The sequence below is a fragment of the Streptomyces sp. SID13726 genome (assembly GCF_010548375.1).
Classification (GTDB): domain Bacteria; phylum Actinomycetota; class Actinomycetes; order Streptomycetales; family Streptomycetaceae; genus Streptomyces.
On record NZ_JAAGLY010000003.1, the window covers coordinates 805,620 to 822,476 of the forward strand.

The following is a 16,857-nucleotide window of genomic DNA, read 5'->3' on the forward strand; positions in this document are numbered from 1 at the left end:
CGGGGGCGCAGTCGCAAGGTACTGCTCGTCGTGCACAACGTGACCTCGGCGACTCGGCTGCTCGATGTCCTGCCGCTGTTCCACGACGACTTCCGCGTGCAGGCACTGGCGACCAGCACGGAGTCCTCGGCCTTCCGGGCGGGGCTCGCCGAGTTGCTGGCCGATGTCGGGGTGCCCGTACTGCCTTGGGAACAGGCGATCGCGACTCCGGTCTCGCTGGCCGTATCGGCTAGCTTCGGCGGTCAACTTCGGGAACTTTCCGGCATATTGGCCGTATTGTCACATGGTGTCGGATATACTAAGAAGCTAGCGACACCCGACACCCGACACCCGACACCCGACACCCGACACCCGACACCCGACACCCGACACCCGACGGCAGGTCGGTGGAAGGGGCGGAGGTTCCGGTCTTCGGGTTGTCGCCGGAGTGGCTGCTCGACGAATACGGAGAGCCGGTCGCGGACTCGCTCGTCCTCTCCCATCCCGAGCAGTACGAGCGGTTGCTCGGCATCTGTCCCGAGGCGGCTCCGACAGCCGTACTCGCCGGAGATCCCTGCTGGGACCGCATGCTGGCGGCCCGCCCGTACCGCGAGCGGTTCCGACGGGCGCTCGGCGTGGGCCGGGGCCGGCGCCTGATCGTCCTCAGCTCCACCTGGAATCCCGACTCGCTCTTCGGTGACGGCGGCGAGGACCTGCTGCCCTCCCTGCTGCCGCGACTCACCTCGGAGTTCCCGGCCGACGAGTACCGGCTCGCGGCCGTGCTGCACCCGAACATCTGGCACGGACACGGTCCGGGACAGATCCGCGCCTGGCTCGACCGCGCCCGGCGCGCCGGGCTCGCCCTGATCGACCCGCTGCACGGCTGGCGTCAGGCTCTGGTCGCCGCCGACGCGGTGATCGGCGACCACGGCTCGGTCACCTACTACGCAGCCGCGCTCGGCACCCCGGTCCTGCTCGGCGCCGCGCCCCTCGCCGGCCTCGCACCCGACGCCCCGGTCCACGACTTCGTCCGCACGGCGCCTCGACTGGATCCCGCGCTCCCGCTCCGGGCGCAGGTCGACTCCCTGCTGGCCGCGCACCAACCGCTGCCCGAACCGGCCGAGTTCACCAGCTCGATGCCCGGCGAGTCCGCGGCCAGGCTGCGCCGCCTCTTCTACGACGCCCTCGGCATTCCCGAACCCGAGGAACCGGCGCGTCTCGAACCGCTCCCGCTGCCGCCGTACGAACCGCCGCTGCCCACCGCACCGCTCCAGGTACTGACCCGGCTGCTCGGCTCCGGTGAGATCGCGCTCACCCGGTACGCGGGTCCGCACCAGGCGCCGTACGAGGAAGGCTGCGACGTACACATGGCAGTCCACGAGGACACCCGGGAGACGGATCAACTGGCTCTGGCCGACGTGGTGTTCCGGTACGCCGACGCAGACGACCCGAGGTTCGGAACACCCTCCGGCTGGACGGCGGAGATCCTCGACCGGCATCCGCACTGCGCGCTCGCCGCGTACGTCACCGGACCGACCTCGTGTCTGATCCGAACCCGGGCCGGTACTGAACTGCGCCTTACGGCAGGGCCGGACGCCGATCCCGCCGCCGACGCCTCGGCCGTGCACGCGTGGCTCGCGGCAGGCAAGTCGCCGCACGAACTGGTCGAGCTGGGCCTGATCGTGCACACGGGCGCGACCGCGCATTCGGTGACCGTCACTCCGGTGTGACGCAGCGCTCCCTGAGCGTGCGCAGGAGCGCCACCTGGTACTCGGCCTCTTCGCTCTCCAGCGCGGTGAGCGCCTCGTCGACGAGGGGCAGCGCCGTGCCGGTGTCGCTGGCGACGAGGTGGACCTCGGCGAGGTCGGTGAGGGCCCGAGCGGTGTTGTAGGGCTCGGGTGTGCTGTTCCCGGGGGTTCGGCCCCGGAAGAATTCCAGCGCTGTGGCGAGGTGCGCCACAGCCTCCTGCCGCCGGTCCAGCCGGCCGAGCGCACGTCCCTTGTGGCGCTCCAACAGGGCGCGGGCACGCGGGAGATCGGCGGCGCCCTCATCCTGCGGGCCGATCCCGTCGAGAATCGCGGACGCCTCCTCGAAGCAGTCGTACGCGTCCGGGAACCGCCACTGCCGCAGTCGCAGCAACCCCAGGAACTCCACGGCGGAGGCCTGCCCGCGGAGGTGTCCGGCCGCCCGTTCGTCGCGCGCGGCAGCGAGCGCTTCGCCCTCGGCCTCGTCCCAGTGGCGCAACTCAGTGAGGCTGTGGGCGAGTTGAGCGTGGAGCGCGCCGGAGGTGCGGGTCCCCGGGAAGTGTTCGTCGGCGACGCGTGCGCCGATGCGCAGGGCGGGCAGCAGGACGTCGTGCCGGCCGGCCTTGAGTTGCAGCGGCCACAGGGAACGGCACAGCAGGACGACGGTGTCCCGGTCCCCGAACTCCTCGGCCGCGCGCACCGCTTCGACAAAGGCCGGTGCCTCGGCGGCGAGCGCGGCGACGGCTGCTCCTTTGGTGGGGAAGGTGACCGCCGAGTGCTCGGTGGGCGTCCGCCAGCTCTCCGGCAGAGCGGCCCGCGCCGCGCCCACGGCGAGGTCGCGGTAGTGTCCGACGGCTCTGGCGACCGCGGCGGAGCAGGCGGCGATCCCGTCGACCGCGCCCGCCGTCCGCTCGGCATGGCCCCGTACCGAGGGACGTTGGCGGTAGCGGCCGGGGGCCGTCTGGTCGAGGAGCACCGCCTCGGCGAGCTGTTCCAGGAGCCGGGACGCCTCAGCTTCATGGGTCTCCACGATGCGCGCGGCCAAGGCGGCGTCCAGGGCGGGCCAGTTCCGCAGCCCGGCGAGACGGTGGAGGCGGGCCGCGCCGGGGGCGAGGAGGCGGTAGGAGTCCTCGATGGCTGCCTGGACGGGGGCGTCGGTGCGCTGTGTGCCGGAGGGCCGGGTCGCGAGACGGGGCGCCGCCGCGCGCAGGGCGTACGGCGAGCCGGCGCAACGGTCCAGGACCGCGGGCAGAGTGGCGCGAGCGACGGAGACCGCCGGTTCACCGACGAGCCGTTCCAGCATCCGCACCGAGTCCCGCCTGGCCAGCGGTCCGACCGGGATGCGCAACGCTCCGAGTCCGGCGAGCGGTTGCCCGGCGACGACGACGGTGAAGACTCCGGGCGCCGTGCTGAGCAAGGGCTCGACCTGGGCGTGGGAGCGGGCGTGGTCAAGGACCACGAGGAGTCGGCGGTCGGCCGCGCAGTCCCGGAAGAGGGCCTGGCGGTCCTGTGCGGAGTGGGGTATCTCCGCTTCTTCCAGACCGAGTTGGCGCAGCAGTTCGCCGAGGGCCGCCTCAGGTGTGAGAGCGCGCAGGTCCACATACGGCTGGCCGTCGGGGAAGCGGGCGAGCTGCCGCCAGCCCCAGTGGAAGGCGAGGGTGCTGGTGCCGATTCCCTCGGGGCCGTGGAGGAGGGCGACGCGCGGGCGTCCGTCGAAGGGGCGCGCCACCTCCTTGTCCAGCAGCTTGATCACCTTGTCGCGGTCGGTGAAGCAGCTCGGGGCCTCCGGCAGTCGGGCGCGCCGACGTGTTCCGAGTGCGGCCGTGGTGGGTACGTGGCGGGCGAACCGGAGCCAGGGCTCGGCCAGTCGCGGGTCGGCGCGGAGACGCTCGTGCATCAGCAGGGCGACATCCTCCAGCTGACCCGGTGTGTTGGGGGCGGGCACCTCTCGTCCGGCCACGCGCCGTACCACTCCGCCTGCGGATTCCCAGACCCATCTTCCGGCCTCGGTCGCCATGCCGCCGCCGATGGCGGTGAGCACGGCGCTGATCGCGCCCGCCGAAAGAAGATCCATCATGCCGCGTGTCCCCCCGCCTCGTACCACAGCCCGTAGTGGATCAACCCTAGCCGGAACGGCGGGAGATGACGGTTCCTCAAGAGGACGGCGCAAATCCTGGCCCAGCTCCGGAACGCCGGGGCGGGCAGGAACGGCGTGTCCGTGCTCGGTATCAGCCCCGGCCGGCGCCGCCGGGAATGCCGTACGCCCGCTCCACCCGCAGCCTCAGCACCAGTCGGCGGTCCCGGACCATCGCCGCGCGGAAGTCGTCCCAGTCGGGGTGTTCGCCCTGGACTGCGCGGTAGAGGCGGACGAGTTCCTCGACGGTCTCGTCGTAGGGGTCCTTCGCGACCGGTGTGAGGTCGGCCGTGCCCTCGGCGACCGTGTAGGCGCGCCGGTCCGGCGTGGTCACGTGGTAGGACGCGCGGGGGTCGCGGCGCAGGTTGCGGGTCTTGGCGCGGTCGTCCGTGAGGGAGACACGGATGGTCCGCTCGTCGGGGAAGTAGGCGTGGCTGACGTTCGACAGCTGGGGCCGGCCGTCGCGTTTGAGGGTGGTGAGCACTCCGCCGTGGCCCTCTGAGAGCAGCCCGAGCAGTGCGTCCTGCGTCGCGTCCTGAGTCATGTCACGATCAACCGGCCCTACCGCGCCCCGCATTCCCGCGACGGCTGTTACCGGCCAACCCGTCCACCACCACGGCATTCCTGAGCGACGATGATGTCTGAGGTGGTCAGGGCCGGGTATACCGGTCCGCACCTCGACGGACGCGAAAGAGGAGAGCGATGGCACAGCTTCGACAAGAGGTCGACCCCGCCGAGGTGGGGCTGGACGCGAAGGCGCTCGACCGCCTCGACCAGCACTTCGCCCACTACGTCGACGAGGGCCGGATCCCCGGCTTCCTGGTGTCCGTCTCCCGGGGCGGACGCGTCGCCCACCTCACCACGCAGGGCCACCGCGACCTCGCGGCCGGGCTCCCCGTCGAGACCGACACCCTGTGGCGGATCTACTCGATGACCAAACCGGTCACCGCGGTGGCCGCGTTGCTGCTGGTGGAGGAGGGGCGGCTGTCGCTGGACGACCCGATCGCCGACTACCTGCCGGAGTTCGCCGAGCCACGCGTGTACGTGGACGGCTCCGGCGACAGCCTGACGACCCGTCCGGCGCACGGTCCCATACTGGTCCGGCATCTGATGACCCACACCGCGGGTCTGACCTTCGCCTTCTACCACTCCCACCCGGTGGACGCCCTCTACCGCGAGGCGGGACTGGAGTCCTCGGTGCTGCCGGGCTCGGACCTCGCCGGGACGGTCGCCGTGTACGCGCGCCAGCCCCTCCAGTTCGAGCCGGGTACCCAGTGGAACTACTCGGTCGCCTCCAACGTGCTGGGCCGGGTCATCGAGATCGCGTCCGGCCAGACGCTGGACGTCTTCTTCGCCGAGCGCGTCTTCGGCCCCCTCGGGATGCCCGACGCCGGATTCTGGGTGACGGACCGCCAGGCCGAGCGGCTCTCGGAGCTGTACGGCGAGAAGGACGACGGCACGATCGAGCCGGTCCCGGGACTGCCGCTGCGCGGACGCCCCCGGCTGCTTTCCGGCAGCGGCGGCATGGCGGCCTCCGCCTACGACGTGCACCGCTTCACCGAACTGCTGCGCCGGCGCGGCGAACTGGACGGCACCCGGCTGCTGTCCGCCGAGACCGTCGACCTGATGACGTCCAACCACCTCCCGGGCGGCGCCGACCTGCGGGCCTTCGGCGCCAAGCCCGCCCACGACGAGCGCGGCAACGACGGCGTCGGCTTCGGCTTCGGCGTCTCGGTGGTGATCGACCCGTCCCGCACCCTGGCGCCCACGGGCCCCGGCGCGTACGGCTGGAGCGGCGCCGCCTCCACGACGTTCTGGGTCGACCCGAGCCGCGATCTGACCGTGCAGTTCTTCACCCAGGTGCGCCCGAAGACGCTGAAGCTCTTCCCCGACCTGAAGCGGCTGGTCCAGGAGTCGGTCGTCGACTAGGCGCCCCGGACCGGGAGTTGCGCCCGGCCCCTGCGGGGTGATCTCCGGGGCGTCTCAGGGTTGTCCCCGATCACCCGCGCTTTCCCGCGGTGCCAGTCTGGAAGGTGAACGCGGGCGACCACCCGCGGGGCGGGGGACGTCAGGGGGAGATCATGGGAAGCGGGGGACGACTCGTCGGGGCCACCGGGGCGGCCGGGCGGCTGCGGCTGTTCGCGCTGTCCGGCATCGTCACCGTCCTCGTCACCCGCGCGTTCCTCGCGCTGACGGGCTATCCCCGGCTGGGCGGCGCGGGCGGCCGGCTGCACATCGCGCACATGCTGTGGGGTGGTCTGCTGATGATGGCCGCGACCCTCCTCGCGCTCGGACTGCTCGGGCGCCCGGTCCGGTCGGCCTGCGCGGTCGTGGGAGGCGTGGGCTTCGGGCTCTTCATCGACGAGGTCGGCAAGCAGGTCACCGACGAGCCCGGGTACTTCTACCGCCCGGCCGCGGGCATCATCTACGCCACCTTCGCCGCGCTCCTGGTCCTGACCCGCCTGCTGCGCCACCGTGCCCCGCTCACCGCGGAGCAGCGCAGCGCCCGCGCCGCCGACCTGGCGCTCACCGGAGTCACCTCGGGACTCGACGAAGAGCGGCGACAGGCGGCCCTGAGGCTGGTCGAGGGCTCGGAGCGGCCGGTCGACGAGGCGCTGGTCCGGCTGCTGAGGACCCTGCCCGAGCGGCGCCCGAGTGCCGTGCGGCGCCGCCGTGCCGGGATCGACCGGGTCACCGCGCTGCTCCGACGCGCCGCGCGGCACCGGCTGGTGCTCGCGCTGAGCGTGCTGTGCGTCCTGACCGAGGCGGTTCTGTTCACGCTGTGGCTAACCCTGGGCGCGCTGGACGGCGAGCTGGCGCGGGAACCGCAGCGCGGGGCCCTGGTCGGTGTCCTGGTGAGCTCCCTCGTCGCGACCGTCCTCGGGGCCGCCGGGCTGGTGAGGCTGCGCACCGACCGGGCGGCCGCTCTCCGGCTGGTGCGGGCGGCGCTGCTGGCGGACATCCTGGTCGGCCAGATATTCAAGTTCACGATCAACCAGTTCGCCTCGGTGACCGAGCTGGCCTTCGACCTGTGCGTGCTGTGGGTGATCTCCGTCTCCGCGACCGGCCCGGCCCCGGCGGGGCGAGACCGGCGCGGAGACCCCCTCATACCGGCCTACTGATCGATCCGGAGGGTGAAGTGCAGGCCGTCCCGGGCGAGTTCGCCCAGCCACTGCTCGGAGCGGGCGGCGGTCTCGGCGGCGCGGTTCAGGCCCGCCGGGAGGGAGCCGTCCAGGATGTGCCCGATGCCGAGGGCGAGGGTGCGGGAGACACAGCGGGCCATGGCGCTGTCCTCGTCGTCGCCCACCAGGTCCAGGAGGTAGCCGCCCGACCAGGTCCGGCCGTCCTGCGCGCGCACGTCGAGGGAGACGGCGAGGACGACCCGGTCGCGGTCGGACTCCGTCGTCGGATACCTGGCCGCCAACTCCTGGGCCAGGGCGGCGATCCGGGTGTCGTCGCCGTTCCTCAGCTCCTCGAAGACCGGCTCCCAGGCCCGCAGCCAGCCGTCCAGGCGCAGGGTGCCGCGGACGAAGGTCTGCGGGGTCCAGGCGGGCGGCAGTCCGTACTGCTCGACGAAGGGGACGCTGTCGCGGTTGGGGTAGGCCTCGAAGGTCTCGCCGTCCACGTCGTGGCGCCGGGTCGCCTCCCAGGGGCGGTCGGCGGTGGTGGGGGTGCCGCCCTCAAGGTAACGGGCGGGTGAGCGCAGGGCGTTGAGGACCCCGAGCGGGGCCCAGCTGAAGCGGTACCTGAAGTCGTTCGGCACGGCGGGGACTCCGCCGCAGTAGGAGGTGAGACGGTACGACGCCGGTGCGGCCTCGCCGATCGCCGCGCGGGCCCTGGCCACCAGGCTGTGGGCGAAGAGGTGGTCGATGCCCGGGTCGAGACCGGCCTCGGTGAGGACGACGATCCCGGCCTTCTGGGCCTCGGGGACCTGCTCGACGACCGCGTCGGACACATAGCTGGAGCAGGCGAAGTGGGCCTGCTCCCGTACGCAGGCGGCGAGGATCCCGGCGTGCTCGGGTGCGGGCAGCATCGACACGACGACGTCGCCGGGCGCGAGTTCGGCGGCGAGCGCGGACAGTGTGTAGGCGCGGGGCTCGGCCCGGCCGGTGAGTCCCAGTGCGGCGAGGGCCTGTGCCGCGCGCTCCTCGGTGCGGTGCCACAGCCGTACCCGGTCGGCGGTGTCGCACAGCCGCTCCAGGCCGGTGCCGGTGGAGAGTCCGGCGCCGATCCAGTGGACGGTCCCGGTCGCGGGTACGGCGTCGGGCGTGACGTCAGACATGGCGGAACTCCCCTTCCTCGATGCCGAGTTCACGGCAGGCCTGGCGGTACCGGTCCAGGCAGCGCCCCCAGGCCCCGGCGATCCCGAACTCCAGCAGCTGGGGCAGCAGCGCCGCCGAGAAGTCGGTGCTGGACTCGAGGGGCAGCAGGGACGGCAGGTTGTCGATGGCGATGAGGTCGAGAGGGGGTTCCTTGTGCAGCCGGCGTACGGGGTCGGTCCACTCGGTGGTGCGGTCGTAGACCGGCAGGACGTTCAGCGGGGAGCCGACGTCGCAGGTGACGTCGGAGAGGGTGCGCAGCCGGCGGGCGGGGACGTCCAGGTCCTCGTCGCGGACGAAGGGCGGGACGGGGGTGGTGGCCAGGACGCAGTTCACCAGCAGGTCGTGGGCGAGCAGTGCGGGGCGGTCCAGGTCGCGGGTCTCCGCCAGGTCCCAGCACGTGGGCTCGCCCCCGGCGGCGTGCAGCGCGACGCGGGCGCCGCGACCGCTGCGGCCCAGGGCCCCGATCACCAGCGCCGTGAAGTCCTCGTCCCCGGCGACGGGCCGCAGCAGGGCCTCCAGTTCCTTCTGCGAGGTGGGGGTGAGCGGCGCGTCCAGCCTGCCCCGGTGCTGGAGGACGGCGAGGGCCGCGCCCAGATAGCCGGCCCAGTACCCGAACGCGGCGAGCCTGCGGCCCTGGTCGTCCACCAGGTACTCCAGGTCGAGGAGGGCTCCTCCCCCGGCGGCGAACCGGCCCAGCAGGGCGCGGGCGCCGGGCTGCTCCTTGTAGGCGTGCCCGAAGAAGACATGACGGTTCGTCAGGGTCGCGGGGGCGTCGGGGAGTTCCTTCAGACCGACGATCACGGCGTCCCGCGGCGCCGACACCCAGGAACGTCCGGGTGCGACCGCGCAGCCGACCGTCTCGTACTCCTCGATCGGGAAGATCCGCTGTGGGGACTCCTCGACGGTCAGCCGCACCCCGCTGTCGACGAGCCGCCGGGCGTCGGACGGCACGATCGGGGTGCGTCGTTCGGTGGAGCGGACCTCGTGGCGCAGCCACAGATGGAGTTCGGTCATACGCGGTTGGCCTCCGGGCGCGGGGCGTCGGCCGCGAACCGGCCGGCGCTCAAGGGGCTGACGTCCACGAAGGGTACGCGGCCCAGGTAGAGGTCGCGGACGACTTCGCCGACGGCCGGGCCCTGGAGGAAACCATGGCCGGAAAAGCCGGTGGCGTAGAGGAAGCGGGAGACCGAAGTGGCCTCGCCGATCAGGGCGTTGTGGTCGGGGGTGTTCTCGTACAGGCCGGCCCAGCCGCCGGTGCGGCGCAGGTCGAGGAGGCCGGGGGCGCGGTGCCGCATGGCCTCGGCGAGGCGGGGGATCCAGCGGTCGTGGGTGTCGGTGGCGAAGCCGGGCCGTTCGTCGGGGTCGGACATGCCGACGAGGAGTCCGGGGCCCTCGGCGTGGAAGTAGAGGCTGGTGGTGAAGTCGATGGTCATGGGCAGGTCCGGTGGCAGTCCGTGGACCGGTTCGGTGACCGCGATCTGGCGGCGCAGCGGCGACACCGGCAGGTCCACGCCGACCATCGCGCCGACAGCCTTCGACCAGGCGCCGGCCGCGCAGATCACCGTGTCGGTGGCGATCCGGCCGATGGTGGTCGCCACGGCGGTGATGCGGTCGCCGTGCAGTTCGATGCCGGTGACGTCGGTGTGGCGTAATATCCGCGCGCCGTGGGCACGGGCGGCGCTCGCGTAGCCCTGGACGACGGACTCGGGGGTGCAGTGGCCGTCGTCCGGCGAGTAGGCGGCGGCGAGCAGCCCGTCGGTGCTGATGAGCGGGGAGAGCGTGCGGGCCTCGGCCGGGTCGATCATGCGGCTGGGTACGCCGAGGGCGTTCTGGACCCGCACGCTCCGCTCGAAGGAGGCCACCTCCTCCGGCGTCGACAGGAGGAACAGATAGCCGACCCGGTGCAGTCCGATGTCGTGTCCGGTCTCCTCCTGGAACCGGGCGAAGGCCTCCAGACTGCGGGCCCCGAGCTGGATGTTGACCTCGTCGGAGAACTGCGCGCGCACCCCGCCCGCGGCCTTGGAGGTGGATCCCGAGGCGAGTTCGTCCCGCTCGACCAGTACGACGTCTCTCACCCCGGCCCGCGCCAGGTGGAAGGCGATGCTGGTGCCCATGACCCCGCCACCGATCACGACGGCTCCGGCCTGGTTGTTCATCTGCGTTCCTCCTGGGCTGCCCGGACCGCGGCCCAGGCCGCTGCCGCGTCCTGGATGCCGAGGCCGACGCTGTTGTAGTGGACGATGTCGCCGGGTCCGGTCCGTGCCGTGGCCCGCCCGGTGAGTACGGCGCCGAGCCCGACGAGGTCGGATTCGGCCAGCACTCCGGCCGCGAGCGCGTCCACGACCGGCCCGGCGTGTGCGGCGGCGGCAACGGGATCGTCGACGACGACGGCCGCGGACCGCCGCAGGACCTCGGGGTCCACCTCTCGGCGGGTGGGCTCGAAGGACCCCACGCTCACCACCGTGCACCCCGGGGCCAACCACCGGCCCCGCAGCACCGGCGTCGCGCTGAGCGTGCAGGTCGCGACGAGGGTGGCCCCGGTCACCGCCGACTCGGCACTGTCGGCCGCCTCGACGGCCAGGTCCAGTTCGGCCGCGAGGGTCCGGGCGGCACGGGCCCGGTGCTCGGGGGCCGGGCTCCACAGCCGTACGGACTTCAGGTCGCGCACCCGGGCGACGGCCCGCACATGGGCCAGGGCCTGGACGCCCGAGCCCAGGACGGCCAGGTCGGTGCTGTCGGGCGTGGCCAGGGCGTCGACGGCGACGGCGCTGGCGGCGGCCGTGCGCAGGGTGGTCACCGCGGTGCCGTCCATGACGGCGGACAGGCGGCCGGTCACCGGGTCGAGGACCGACACCACGGCGTGGACCGTGGGCAGCCCGGCCGCCGCGTTGCCCGGGTTGACGCTGCCGAACTTCGCGACGGCCCCGGAGTCGGCGGAGAGCCGGGAGACGTACGCGAAGACCACACTGTCGTCGAAGCGGCTCGGGTGCATGATCTTCGCCGGCCGGTCGGCCGTACCGGAGCCGAGGGCGGTGAAGGCGGCGCGCTGCGAGGCGATGGCCGTGTCCACGTCGAGCAGACGCGTGACCTGCTGCCCGGAGAGGAAGAGGACGTCGTCGGTCATTCCCTCTTCCTGTCCGGATTTCCCGTGCCGGAACCCGTCCGGCGATCAGGACAGGTGGGCCACCGCGTCCAGGTGGGGCAGGTGGTGGTCCAGCCGCTCCCGCTTGGTGCGCAGATAGGTGATGTTGTTCTCGCACGGCGGTATCAGCAGCGGTACGGTCTCGGCGACCTCGATGCCGTGGCGGACCAGCGCCTCGCGCTTGCGCGGGTTGTTGGACATCAGACGCACCGAGTTCACGCCCAGGTCGTGGAAGATCCCGGCGGCGACGCCGTAGTCGCGGGAGTCCACGGGCAGGCCGAGCGCGAGGTTCGCCTCGACGGTGTCCAGGCCCTCCGCCTGGAGCGCCATCGCGCGCAGCTTGGCGAGCAGTCCGATGCCGCGGCCCTCGTGGCCCCGCAGGTAGACGACGATGCCGCTGCCCTCCTTGACCACGGCCCGCAGGGCGGCGTCGAGCTGGTCGCCGCACTCGCAGTGCTGGGAGCCGAACGCGTCACCGGTCAGGCACTCGGAATGCAGCCGGACGAGAACGTCTTCCGAGCCGATGTCACCGTAGACCAGGGCGACTTGTTCGTCACCGCGGTCGTGATCCAGGTATCCGACCGCCTGGAATTTGCCGTACACGGTGGGCAGCGGGGCATTCACCACGCGCTCCACACCCGTACGCTGTGGTGCCTTCTTGCCGAGTACGCCAACTTTATCTGTCATGATCTGGTTCCTAAGCAGAGACGAAAGGCCGTGAAAAGATGAGTGGTTCGGGAATACGGTCGGCGGCGTACGGTCTGTTGCCGACGGACACTACGGAAGACGTACGGACCCGGGGCGCGGGCGTCTCAACACAGGTCGCCGTCCTTCCGGTCGGGAGCTTCGAACAGCACGGCCCGTACCTCCCGTTGGCGACCGACACACTCGTCGCCTGTGCCGTCGCGCGTGAGATCGCCGCGGCGTACCCGGTGCACCTCCTCCCCCCGGTGACGATCTCCTGTTCGCACGAGCACGCGGCCTGGGCGGGGACCGTCAGCATCTCCTCCGTCACCCTTCACTCGGTGGTACGGGACATTGCGGCCTCGCTGCGCCGCTCGGGCGTCGAGGCCCTGGTGGTGGTCAACGGACACGGCGGGAACTACGTGCTGGGCAACGTCGTCCAGGAGGCCTCCGCCCGCGGTGAGCGGATGGCGCTCTTCCCGGCCGCGGAGGACTGGGAGGCCGCCCGTACGGAGGCCGGGGTGGCCACCTCGCTGCTCACCGACATGCATGCGGGAGAAATCGAGACCTCCATTCTTCTGCACGCCCACCCGGAATACGTCCGGCCCGGTTACGAGACCTCCGATTTCGTCGCGGACGACCGTCGTCATCTCCTCACCCTCGGTATGTCCGGTTACACCGATTCCGGTGTCATCGGGCGCCCTTCGCTGGGCTCTGCGGAAAAAGGGAAAGCGTTGCTGGAGAGCCTCTCGGCTTCCTTCGGAGCGTATTTCTCGATGCTCACGGAAGGGTAGGACTTCGCCGGGCGCAGTCCCTGGTACCAGCGCACGACCAGGACGACCGCGCCCGGCAGGCTCGCCACGAAGCTGAGCACGCCGTAGACGATCGCGGTCGCGAGACCGGCCTCGGCGCCGAGGCCCATCGCGGCGAACGCCCAGGCGGTGACGCCCTCCCGGGGGCCGAACCCGCCGATGTTCAGGGGCAGTCCCATGGCGAGCAGGGCGAGCACCGCGAGCGGCAGCAGTACGGCGACGGAGGCGCCGGAGCCCGCGATGCGGGCGGCGAGGACGAACATCCCGAGGTGGCCGGCGAGGACGAGGGCCGAGGAGAGCGTGACGCCGGGCCAGTTGCGGCGGGACAGCAGCGCCTCGCGGGCCTCGGCGAGTGTCGAGCGCAGGGCCCGGCCGCGGCGGGAGGGGGCCCGGTTCATGCGCAGGGCGACGACGACGGCGAGGGCGCCCAGGGCCGCGAGGCCGACGAGGGGTGCCAGGTGGCGGGCCTCGGTCAGCACCGGGGACGGCATGGTGAGCAGCACGGCACCGCCGACGATCGCCAACGCGATCTGTCCGGCGGCGCGTTCGAGGACGACGGCCCGGACACCGCGGCCCATGTCACCGGCGCTCTGTCCGTGCCGCACCGCGCGGTGCACGTCGCCGAGGACGCCGCCGGGCAGGGCCGCGTTCAGGAACAGGGCGCGGTAGTAGTCGGCCACGGCGGCGCCGAGCGGCAGCCGGATGCGCAGGCCGCGGGCCACCAACTGCCAGCGCCAGGCGCTGAACACGGTGGTCAGCACGCCGATCGCGAGCGACGCGAGCAGGGCGGTCCCGTCGATCCTGCGCAGGCCGTCCAGGAAGACGCCGGTGCCGAGCCGCCACAGCAGGACGGCGAGGATGGTGACGCCGGCGACGGTGCCGAAGTGGGTGCGCAGGGCGCGGGAGTTGAGGATCGCGCGCAGGGCGGTGCGCCCGCGGGGCGGTCGTGCGGGGCCGGGCCTGACCGTGGTCACGATGACGCCGATCCGGTCGTGGGAGACGGCGGCCTCGGTGAGGTCGAGGACGGGGTGTCCGGCGGCTTCCAGCACCTCGGCCCGGGCGACGATGGCGTCGGTCCGTGCCGTGAGCACGTCGTCCCGGGTCCGGACCACCTCGGCCTGGAGCGCGAGGGCCCGGTGGGTGACCAGGACCGGTCGCGCCGGGTCCGCGGGGCGCCGTACGGGCAGGTTCGCCCGGCCGCGCTCGACGCTCCGGACGGGCAGCAGCGCCCGCTCGCCCGGCTCGGCGTCACCGTTCTCCGCGAGGCCGTCACGCCGCTCGGTACCGGACCGCGACCCGGTGCCGGGCCGCAGCCCGGTGTCGGACCGCACCGTCTCCACGCTCATGACGCCCCGCCCGTCGGCCGGGACAGCGCCAGCAGGTCGCTGTGGTGGACGACCACCTTCAGCTCGCCCGCGCGGCAGGCCTCCAGCCGGTCCTGGAGGTAGCGCTCGGCGCGCTCCTTCAGCTCGGGGCGCTCCTCGACGGCCGCGCCGACCCAGCCGCGCAGCCACTGGGCGGTGAGCGCGGACTCGGCGGGGCCCAGGCGCCAGGCGCTCGGGTGCAGCCGTACCGTCGCGCCGCGCTCCGAGAACGCCTCGCAGGCGACGGTGACGGCGTCCGGGCCGAGCAGTCCGCCGCGCCGCTGGTGGGCGTTGAAGGCGTCGGCGATCTCGTCGTCCAGCGGGTCGGCCGGGGTGAGTTCGACGCGTCCGGCGACCGACAGCGTGAGCAGGGCCGGGCAGCCGGCCCCGGTGCAGGCGGCGGCGAGGGTGTCGATCTCCTCGCGGGTGAGGACGTCCAGGAGCGCGGAGGCCGTCACCAGCGAGGCGCCGGCGAGGGCGTCCGGGGTGAGCAGGCCGACGTCGCCGCGGCGGGTCTCGACGGTGACGCGGCTGCCGTCGGCGGCGGAGCGCGGGGAGGCGACGGCCGCGAAGTGCAGGAGGTAGGGGTCCCGGTCGTGCAGGATCCAGTGCTGGGGGCCGTCCAGGCGGGGCGCGAGCCAGCGGCCCATGGAGCCGGTGCCGCAGCCCAGGTCGTGGATGACGAGTCCGGCCTTGCCGGGCAGGTTGGCCAGCCGGATGCGCAGCGGGTCGATCAGATCGCCGGCCCGCGCCGCCGCGTCGGGCCCCTCGCGCAGCTCCAGCCACTCGGGGGCGTACCGGGGAGCGTCGTCGGGGCCTGCGTCCCTGAGGCGTACGGTGGGCCGCTCGCCGGGGCGGGCACTGGGGCCGGCACCGGGAATGACCGATTCTGCATCGGCGCCCGCGGCTGAGGTCGTCACCAACTGAGCCTCACCCGCGACCGCCGCCTTCGCACCCTGGGCCTCCGCCAACGTGGTCACCACTTTCTGTGCCCCGGCCGACGGCACCTCCCGCGGCCCCGGCTGGGCCGGGATCTTCCCGCTCTGCTTGGTCGCCGTCTTCCTCATGCGGCCCTCCTGGGTTCGCTGGGCAGTCGGCCGAGTACTCCGGCCAGGCTGCGGGCCGTGGTCGCCCAGCCGTCCAGGGCGGCCCGCCGGCCCCGGGCAGCGGCCTTCAGCCGGCGTCGTACGTCGGCCTCGCCGAACCAGCCGCGCAGTTCCGCGGCGAGGGCGGCGGGGTCCTCCGGCGGCACGAGGATGCCGGGCACCCCGCCGTCGGGGGCTCGGCCGACCGCCTCGGGCAGTCCGCCGACGTCCGTGGCCAGCACCGGGATGCCGCGCGCGAGGGCCTCGGTGACCGCCATGCCGTAGGTCTCGGCGTAGGAGGTGAGGACCATCAGGTCGGCGGCGGCGTAGCTGGCGTCGAGCTCGGCCCCGGCCTGCGGTCCCGCGAGGTGCAGGCGGTCCTGGAGGCCGTACTTCTGGATGAGTACGCGCAGGCTCGCGACGTACTCGGGGTCCTGGGTGATCCCGCCGACGCAGACGCAGCTCCACGGCAGGTCGGTCGCCCCGGCCAGGGCCTCGATGAGCCGGTGCTGTCCCTTGCGGGGGGTCACCGCGGCCACGCACAGCAGCCGGGACACGCCGTCGGTGCCGGAGGCGAGGGGGGCGATGTCGGCACCCGGGGTGGCGACATGCACGCGCTCGGGGGCGAGGCCGTGGTGCGAGACCAGTCGGCGTACGGCCCAGTCGCTGGTGGCGATGACGGCGGGCACGGCCCGCAGCACCTCGCGCTCCTTGGCGTCCAGTTCGAGGGCGAGCGCGGGTTCGAGTCCCGTCTCGTCGCCGAGCGGCAGGTGGACCAGGACCGCGAGGCTCAGCCGGTCCGCCTCGGGGACGACGATCTCCGGGACCGCGCAGGCGACCAGGCCGTCGATGAGGACGACGGTGCCGTCGGGCAGGTCGCGCAGGGTGCGGGCCAGTTCGGTGCGGGCCGCGGCTCCCGGGCGGGGCCAGCTGCCGGCCACCGCGTGCCGCTCGACCTGCCAGCCGAAGCCGGGCAGGTCCAGGCAGACCCGCCGGTCGTAGGCGTTGCCGCCGCTGGGCGCGGTGGGGTCGTCCACGCCGCCGGGCATCACGAAGTGCACGGAGCGCAGGGACATCGGGATGATCTCGGCCTTCTTGAGGGCGGTGTGCTGCACGGGCACGTAGTCGAGCATGGCCGCCCGCCCGGTGGTCATGTCGGTCACAGGGCACGCTCGTAACTCGCCCAGGCGACGTGCGACTCGTGCAGGGTGACGGTCAGGCCCGAGAGGCCCTTGGCGCCCTCGCCGAGTCCGCCCTTCTCGATCCGCTCGGCGAGCCGGTCCGCGACGACCTTCGCCAGGAACTCCGTGGAGGTGTTGACTCCGGCGAAGTCGGGTTCGTTGTCGAGGTTTCTGTAGTTCAGCTCGCTGACGACCGCGCCGAGTTCCTGGGTGGCCAGTCCGATGTCGACGACGATGTTGTCGTCGTCCAGCTGTTCGCGCCGGAACGTGGCGTCCACCAGGAACGTCGCTCCGTGCAGACGCTGCGCGGGGCCGAAGACCTCGCCGCGGAAGCTGTGGGCGATCATGATGTGATCGCGGACGGTGATGCTGAACAACGGACGACCCTCCAGGTGCGGCGCGTCTGGTC

The 16,857-nt window shown here is 72.9% G+C and carries 14 protein-coding genes and 1 pseudogene; 4 read left to right on the plus strand and 11 right to left on the minus strand.

The features are described 5' to 3' along the window. Positions 1-386: 386 nt before the first annotated feature. Positions 387-1,709 (plus strand): hypothetical protein, encoded by a 1,323-nt coding sequence (locus G3I78_RS10910; protein ID WP_343243714.1) that lies wholly within the window; start codon positions 387-389, stop codon positions 1,707-1,709. Here G3I78_RS10910 and G3I78_RS10915 read toward each other — a convergent pair. Together G3I78_RS10915 and G3I78_RS10920 are read right to left on the minus strand one after the other, a co-directional pair. Next, positions 1,696-3,801, minus strand: coding sequence for a tetratricopeptide repeat protein (locus G3I78_RS10915; protein ID WP_164422890.1), 2,106 nt, complete (start codon positions 3,799-3,801; stop codon positions 1,696-1,698). The two genes, G3I78_RS10910 and G3I78_RS10915, sit on opposite strands and share 14 nt — an antisense overlap. A 151-nt stretch (positions 3,802-3,952) precedes the next feature. Continuing rightward, a complete protein-coding gene (locus G3I78_RS10920) occupies positions 3,953-4,402 on the minus strand; it encodes a PPOX class F420-dependent oxidoreductase (RefSeq protein WP_164422892.1) in 450 nt (149 codons plus the stop codon). A gap of 158 nt (positions 4,403-4,560) precedes the next feature. Here G3I78_RS10920 and G3I78_RS10925 point away from each other — a divergent pair, with 158 nt between their 5' ends. Continuing rightward, a complete protein-coding gene (locus G3I78_RS10925; protein ID WP_164422894.1) occupies positions 4,561-5,787 on the plus strand; it encodes a serine hydrolase domain-containing protein in 1,227 nt (408 codons plus the stop codon). Between the two features lie 152 nt (positions 5,788-5,939). After that, entirely contained in the window at positions 5,940-6,980 is a 1,041-nt protein-coding gene (locus tag G3I78_RS10930; RefSeq protein WP_164422896.1) for a hypothetical protein, read from the plus strand. Here the strand turns inward: G3I78_RS10930 and G3I78_RS10935 are convergent. From G3I78_RS10935 to ribA, 5 genes are read right to left on the minus strand one after another with little or no spacing between them, the layout of a single operon-like run. Beyond that, the gene (locus G3I78_RS10935; protein WP_164422898.1) at positions 6,974-8,140 is read right to left on the minus strand and encodes a saccharopine dehydrogenase family protein; all 1,167 of its coding nucleotides are present in this window, start codon (positions 8,138-8,140) and stop codon (positions 6,974-6,976) included. The genes G3I78_RS10930 and G3I78_RS10935 overlap by 7 nt on opposite strands. Beyond that, on the minus strand, positions 8,133-9,194 hold the full coding sequence (locus G3I78_RS10940; RefSeq protein WP_164422900.1) for a saccharopine dehydrogenase: 1,062 nt from the start codon (positions 9,192-9,194) through the stop codon (positions 8,133-8,135). Before G3I78_RS10940 ends, G3I78_RS10935 begins: the two co-directional genes overlap by 8 nt. Further along, a complete protein-coding gene (locus tag G3I78_RS10945) occupies positions 9,191-10,336 on the minus strand; it encodes an FAD-binding oxidoreductase (protein WP_164422902.1) in 1,146 nt (381 codons plus the stop codon). The genes G3I78_RS10940 and G3I78_RS10945 overlap by 4 nt, the downstream gene beginning before the upstream one ends. Further along, positions 10,333-11,304, minus strand: a complete 972-nt coding sequence (locus tag G3I78_RS10950) for an ornithine cyclodeaminase family protein (protein WP_164422904.1) — start codon at positions 11,302-11,304, stop codon at positions 10,333-10,335. The genes G3I78_RS10945 and G3I78_RS10950 overlap by 4 nt, the downstream gene beginning before the upstream one ends. Before the next feature lie 45 nt (positions 11,305-11,349). Then, on the minus strand, positions 11,350-12,009 hold the full coding sequence (gene ribA, locus G3I78_RS10955; RefSeq protein WP_164422906.1) for a GTP cyclohydrolase II: 660 nt from the start codon (positions 12,007-12,009) through the stop codon (positions 11,350-11,352). A gap of 38 nt (positions 12,010-12,047) precedes the next feature. On the opposite strand from ribA, the gene G3I78_RS10960 reads away from it, so the two are divergent. Next, positions 12,048-12,800 (plus strand): creatininase family protein, encoded by a 753-nt coding sequence (locus tag G3I78_RS10960; protein WP_164422908.1) that lies wholly within the window; start codon positions 12,048-12,050, stop codon positions 12,798-12,800. A 110-nt stretch (positions 12,801-12,910) separates the two neighbouring features. On the opposite strand, the pseudogene G3I78_RS51890 reads toward G3I78_RS10960, so the two are convergent. The 4 genes and pseudogenes from G3I78_RS51890 to G3I78_RS10980 all read right to left on the minus strand — a co-directional run. Next, positions 12,911-14,164, minus strand: a pseudogene (locus tag G3I78_RS51890) (lysylphosphatidylglycerol synthase transmembrane domain-containing protein); the annotation flags it as partial. Then, on the minus strand, positions 14,161-15,249 hold the full coding sequence (locus tag G3I78_RS10970; RefSeq protein ID WP_164422912.1) for a class I SAM-dependent methyltransferase: 1,089 nt from the start codon (positions 15,247-15,249) through the stop codon (positions 14,161-14,163). The pseudogene G3I78_RS51890 and the gene G3I78_RS10970, both read right to left, overlap by 4 nt. After that, complete coding sequence (locus G3I78_RS10975) at positions 15,246-16,430, minus strand: glycosyltransferase family 4 protein (protein ID WP_164422914.1); 1,185 nt, start codon at positions 16,428-16,430, stop codon at positions 15,246-15,248. The genes G3I78_RS10970 and G3I78_RS10975 overlap by 4 nt, the downstream gene beginning before the upstream one ends. After that, positions 16,427-16,825, minus strand: a complete 399-nt coding sequence (locus tag G3I78_RS10980; protein WP_164422916.1) for a 6-carboxytetrahydropterin synthase — start codon at positions 16,823-16,825, stop codon at positions 16,427-16,429. Before G3I78_RS10980 ends, G3I78_RS10975 begins: the two co-directional genes overlap by 4 nt. Positions 16,826-16,857: the final 32 nt, after the last annotated feature.

What these genes read in the sequence shown, in the direction of transcription:
- G3I78_RS10915 (WP_164422890.1), bottom strand. Translation starts at nt 3,801, where the DNA reads ATGATGGATCTTCTTTCGGCGGGCGCGATCAGCGCCGTGCTCACCGCC.
- G3I78_RS10920 (WP_164422892.1), bottom strand. Translation starts at nt 4,402, where the DNA reads ATGACTCAGGACGCGACGCAGGACGCACTGCTCGGGCTGCTCTCAGAG.
- G3I78_RS10925 (WP_164422894.1), top strand. Translation starts at nt 4,561, where the DNA reads ATGGCACAGCTTCGACAAGAGGTCGACCCCGCCGAGGTGGGGCTGGAC.
- G3I78_RS10930 (WP_164422896.1), top strand. Translation starts at nt 5,940, where the DNA reads ATGGGAAGCGGGGGACGACTCGTCGGGGCCACCGGGGCGGCCGGGCGG.
- G3I78_RS10935 (WP_164422898.1), bottom strand. Translation starts at nt 8,140, where the DNA reads ATGTCTGACGTCACGCCCGACGCCGTACCCGCGACCGGGACCGTCCAC.
- G3I78_RS10940 (WP_164422900.1), bottom strand. Translation starts at nt 9,194, where the DNA reads ATGACCGAACTCCATCTGTGGCTGCGCCACGAGGTCCGCTCCACCGAA.
- G3I78_RS10945 (WP_164422902.1), bottom strand. Translation starts at nt 10,336, where the DNA reads ATGAACAACCAGGCCGGAGCCGTCGTGATCGGTGGCGGGGTCATGGGC.
- G3I78_RS10950 (WP_164422904.1), bottom strand. Translation starts at nt 11,304, where the DNA reads ATGACCGACGACGTCCTCTTCCTCTCCGGGCAGCAGGTCACGCGTCTG.
- ribA (WP_164422906.1), bottom strand. Translation starts at nt 12,009, where the DNA reads ATGACAGATAAAGTTGGCGTACTCGGCAAGAAGGCACCACAGCGTACG.
- G3I78_RS10960 (WP_164422908.1), top strand. Translation starts at nt 12,048, where the DNA reads ATGAGTGGTTCGGGAATACGGTCGGCGGCGTACGGTCTGTTGCCGACG.
- G3I78_RS10970 (WP_164422912.1), bottom strand. Translation starts at nt 15,249, where the DNA reads ATGAGGAAGACGGCGACCAAGCAGAGCGGGAAGATCCCGGCCCAGCCG.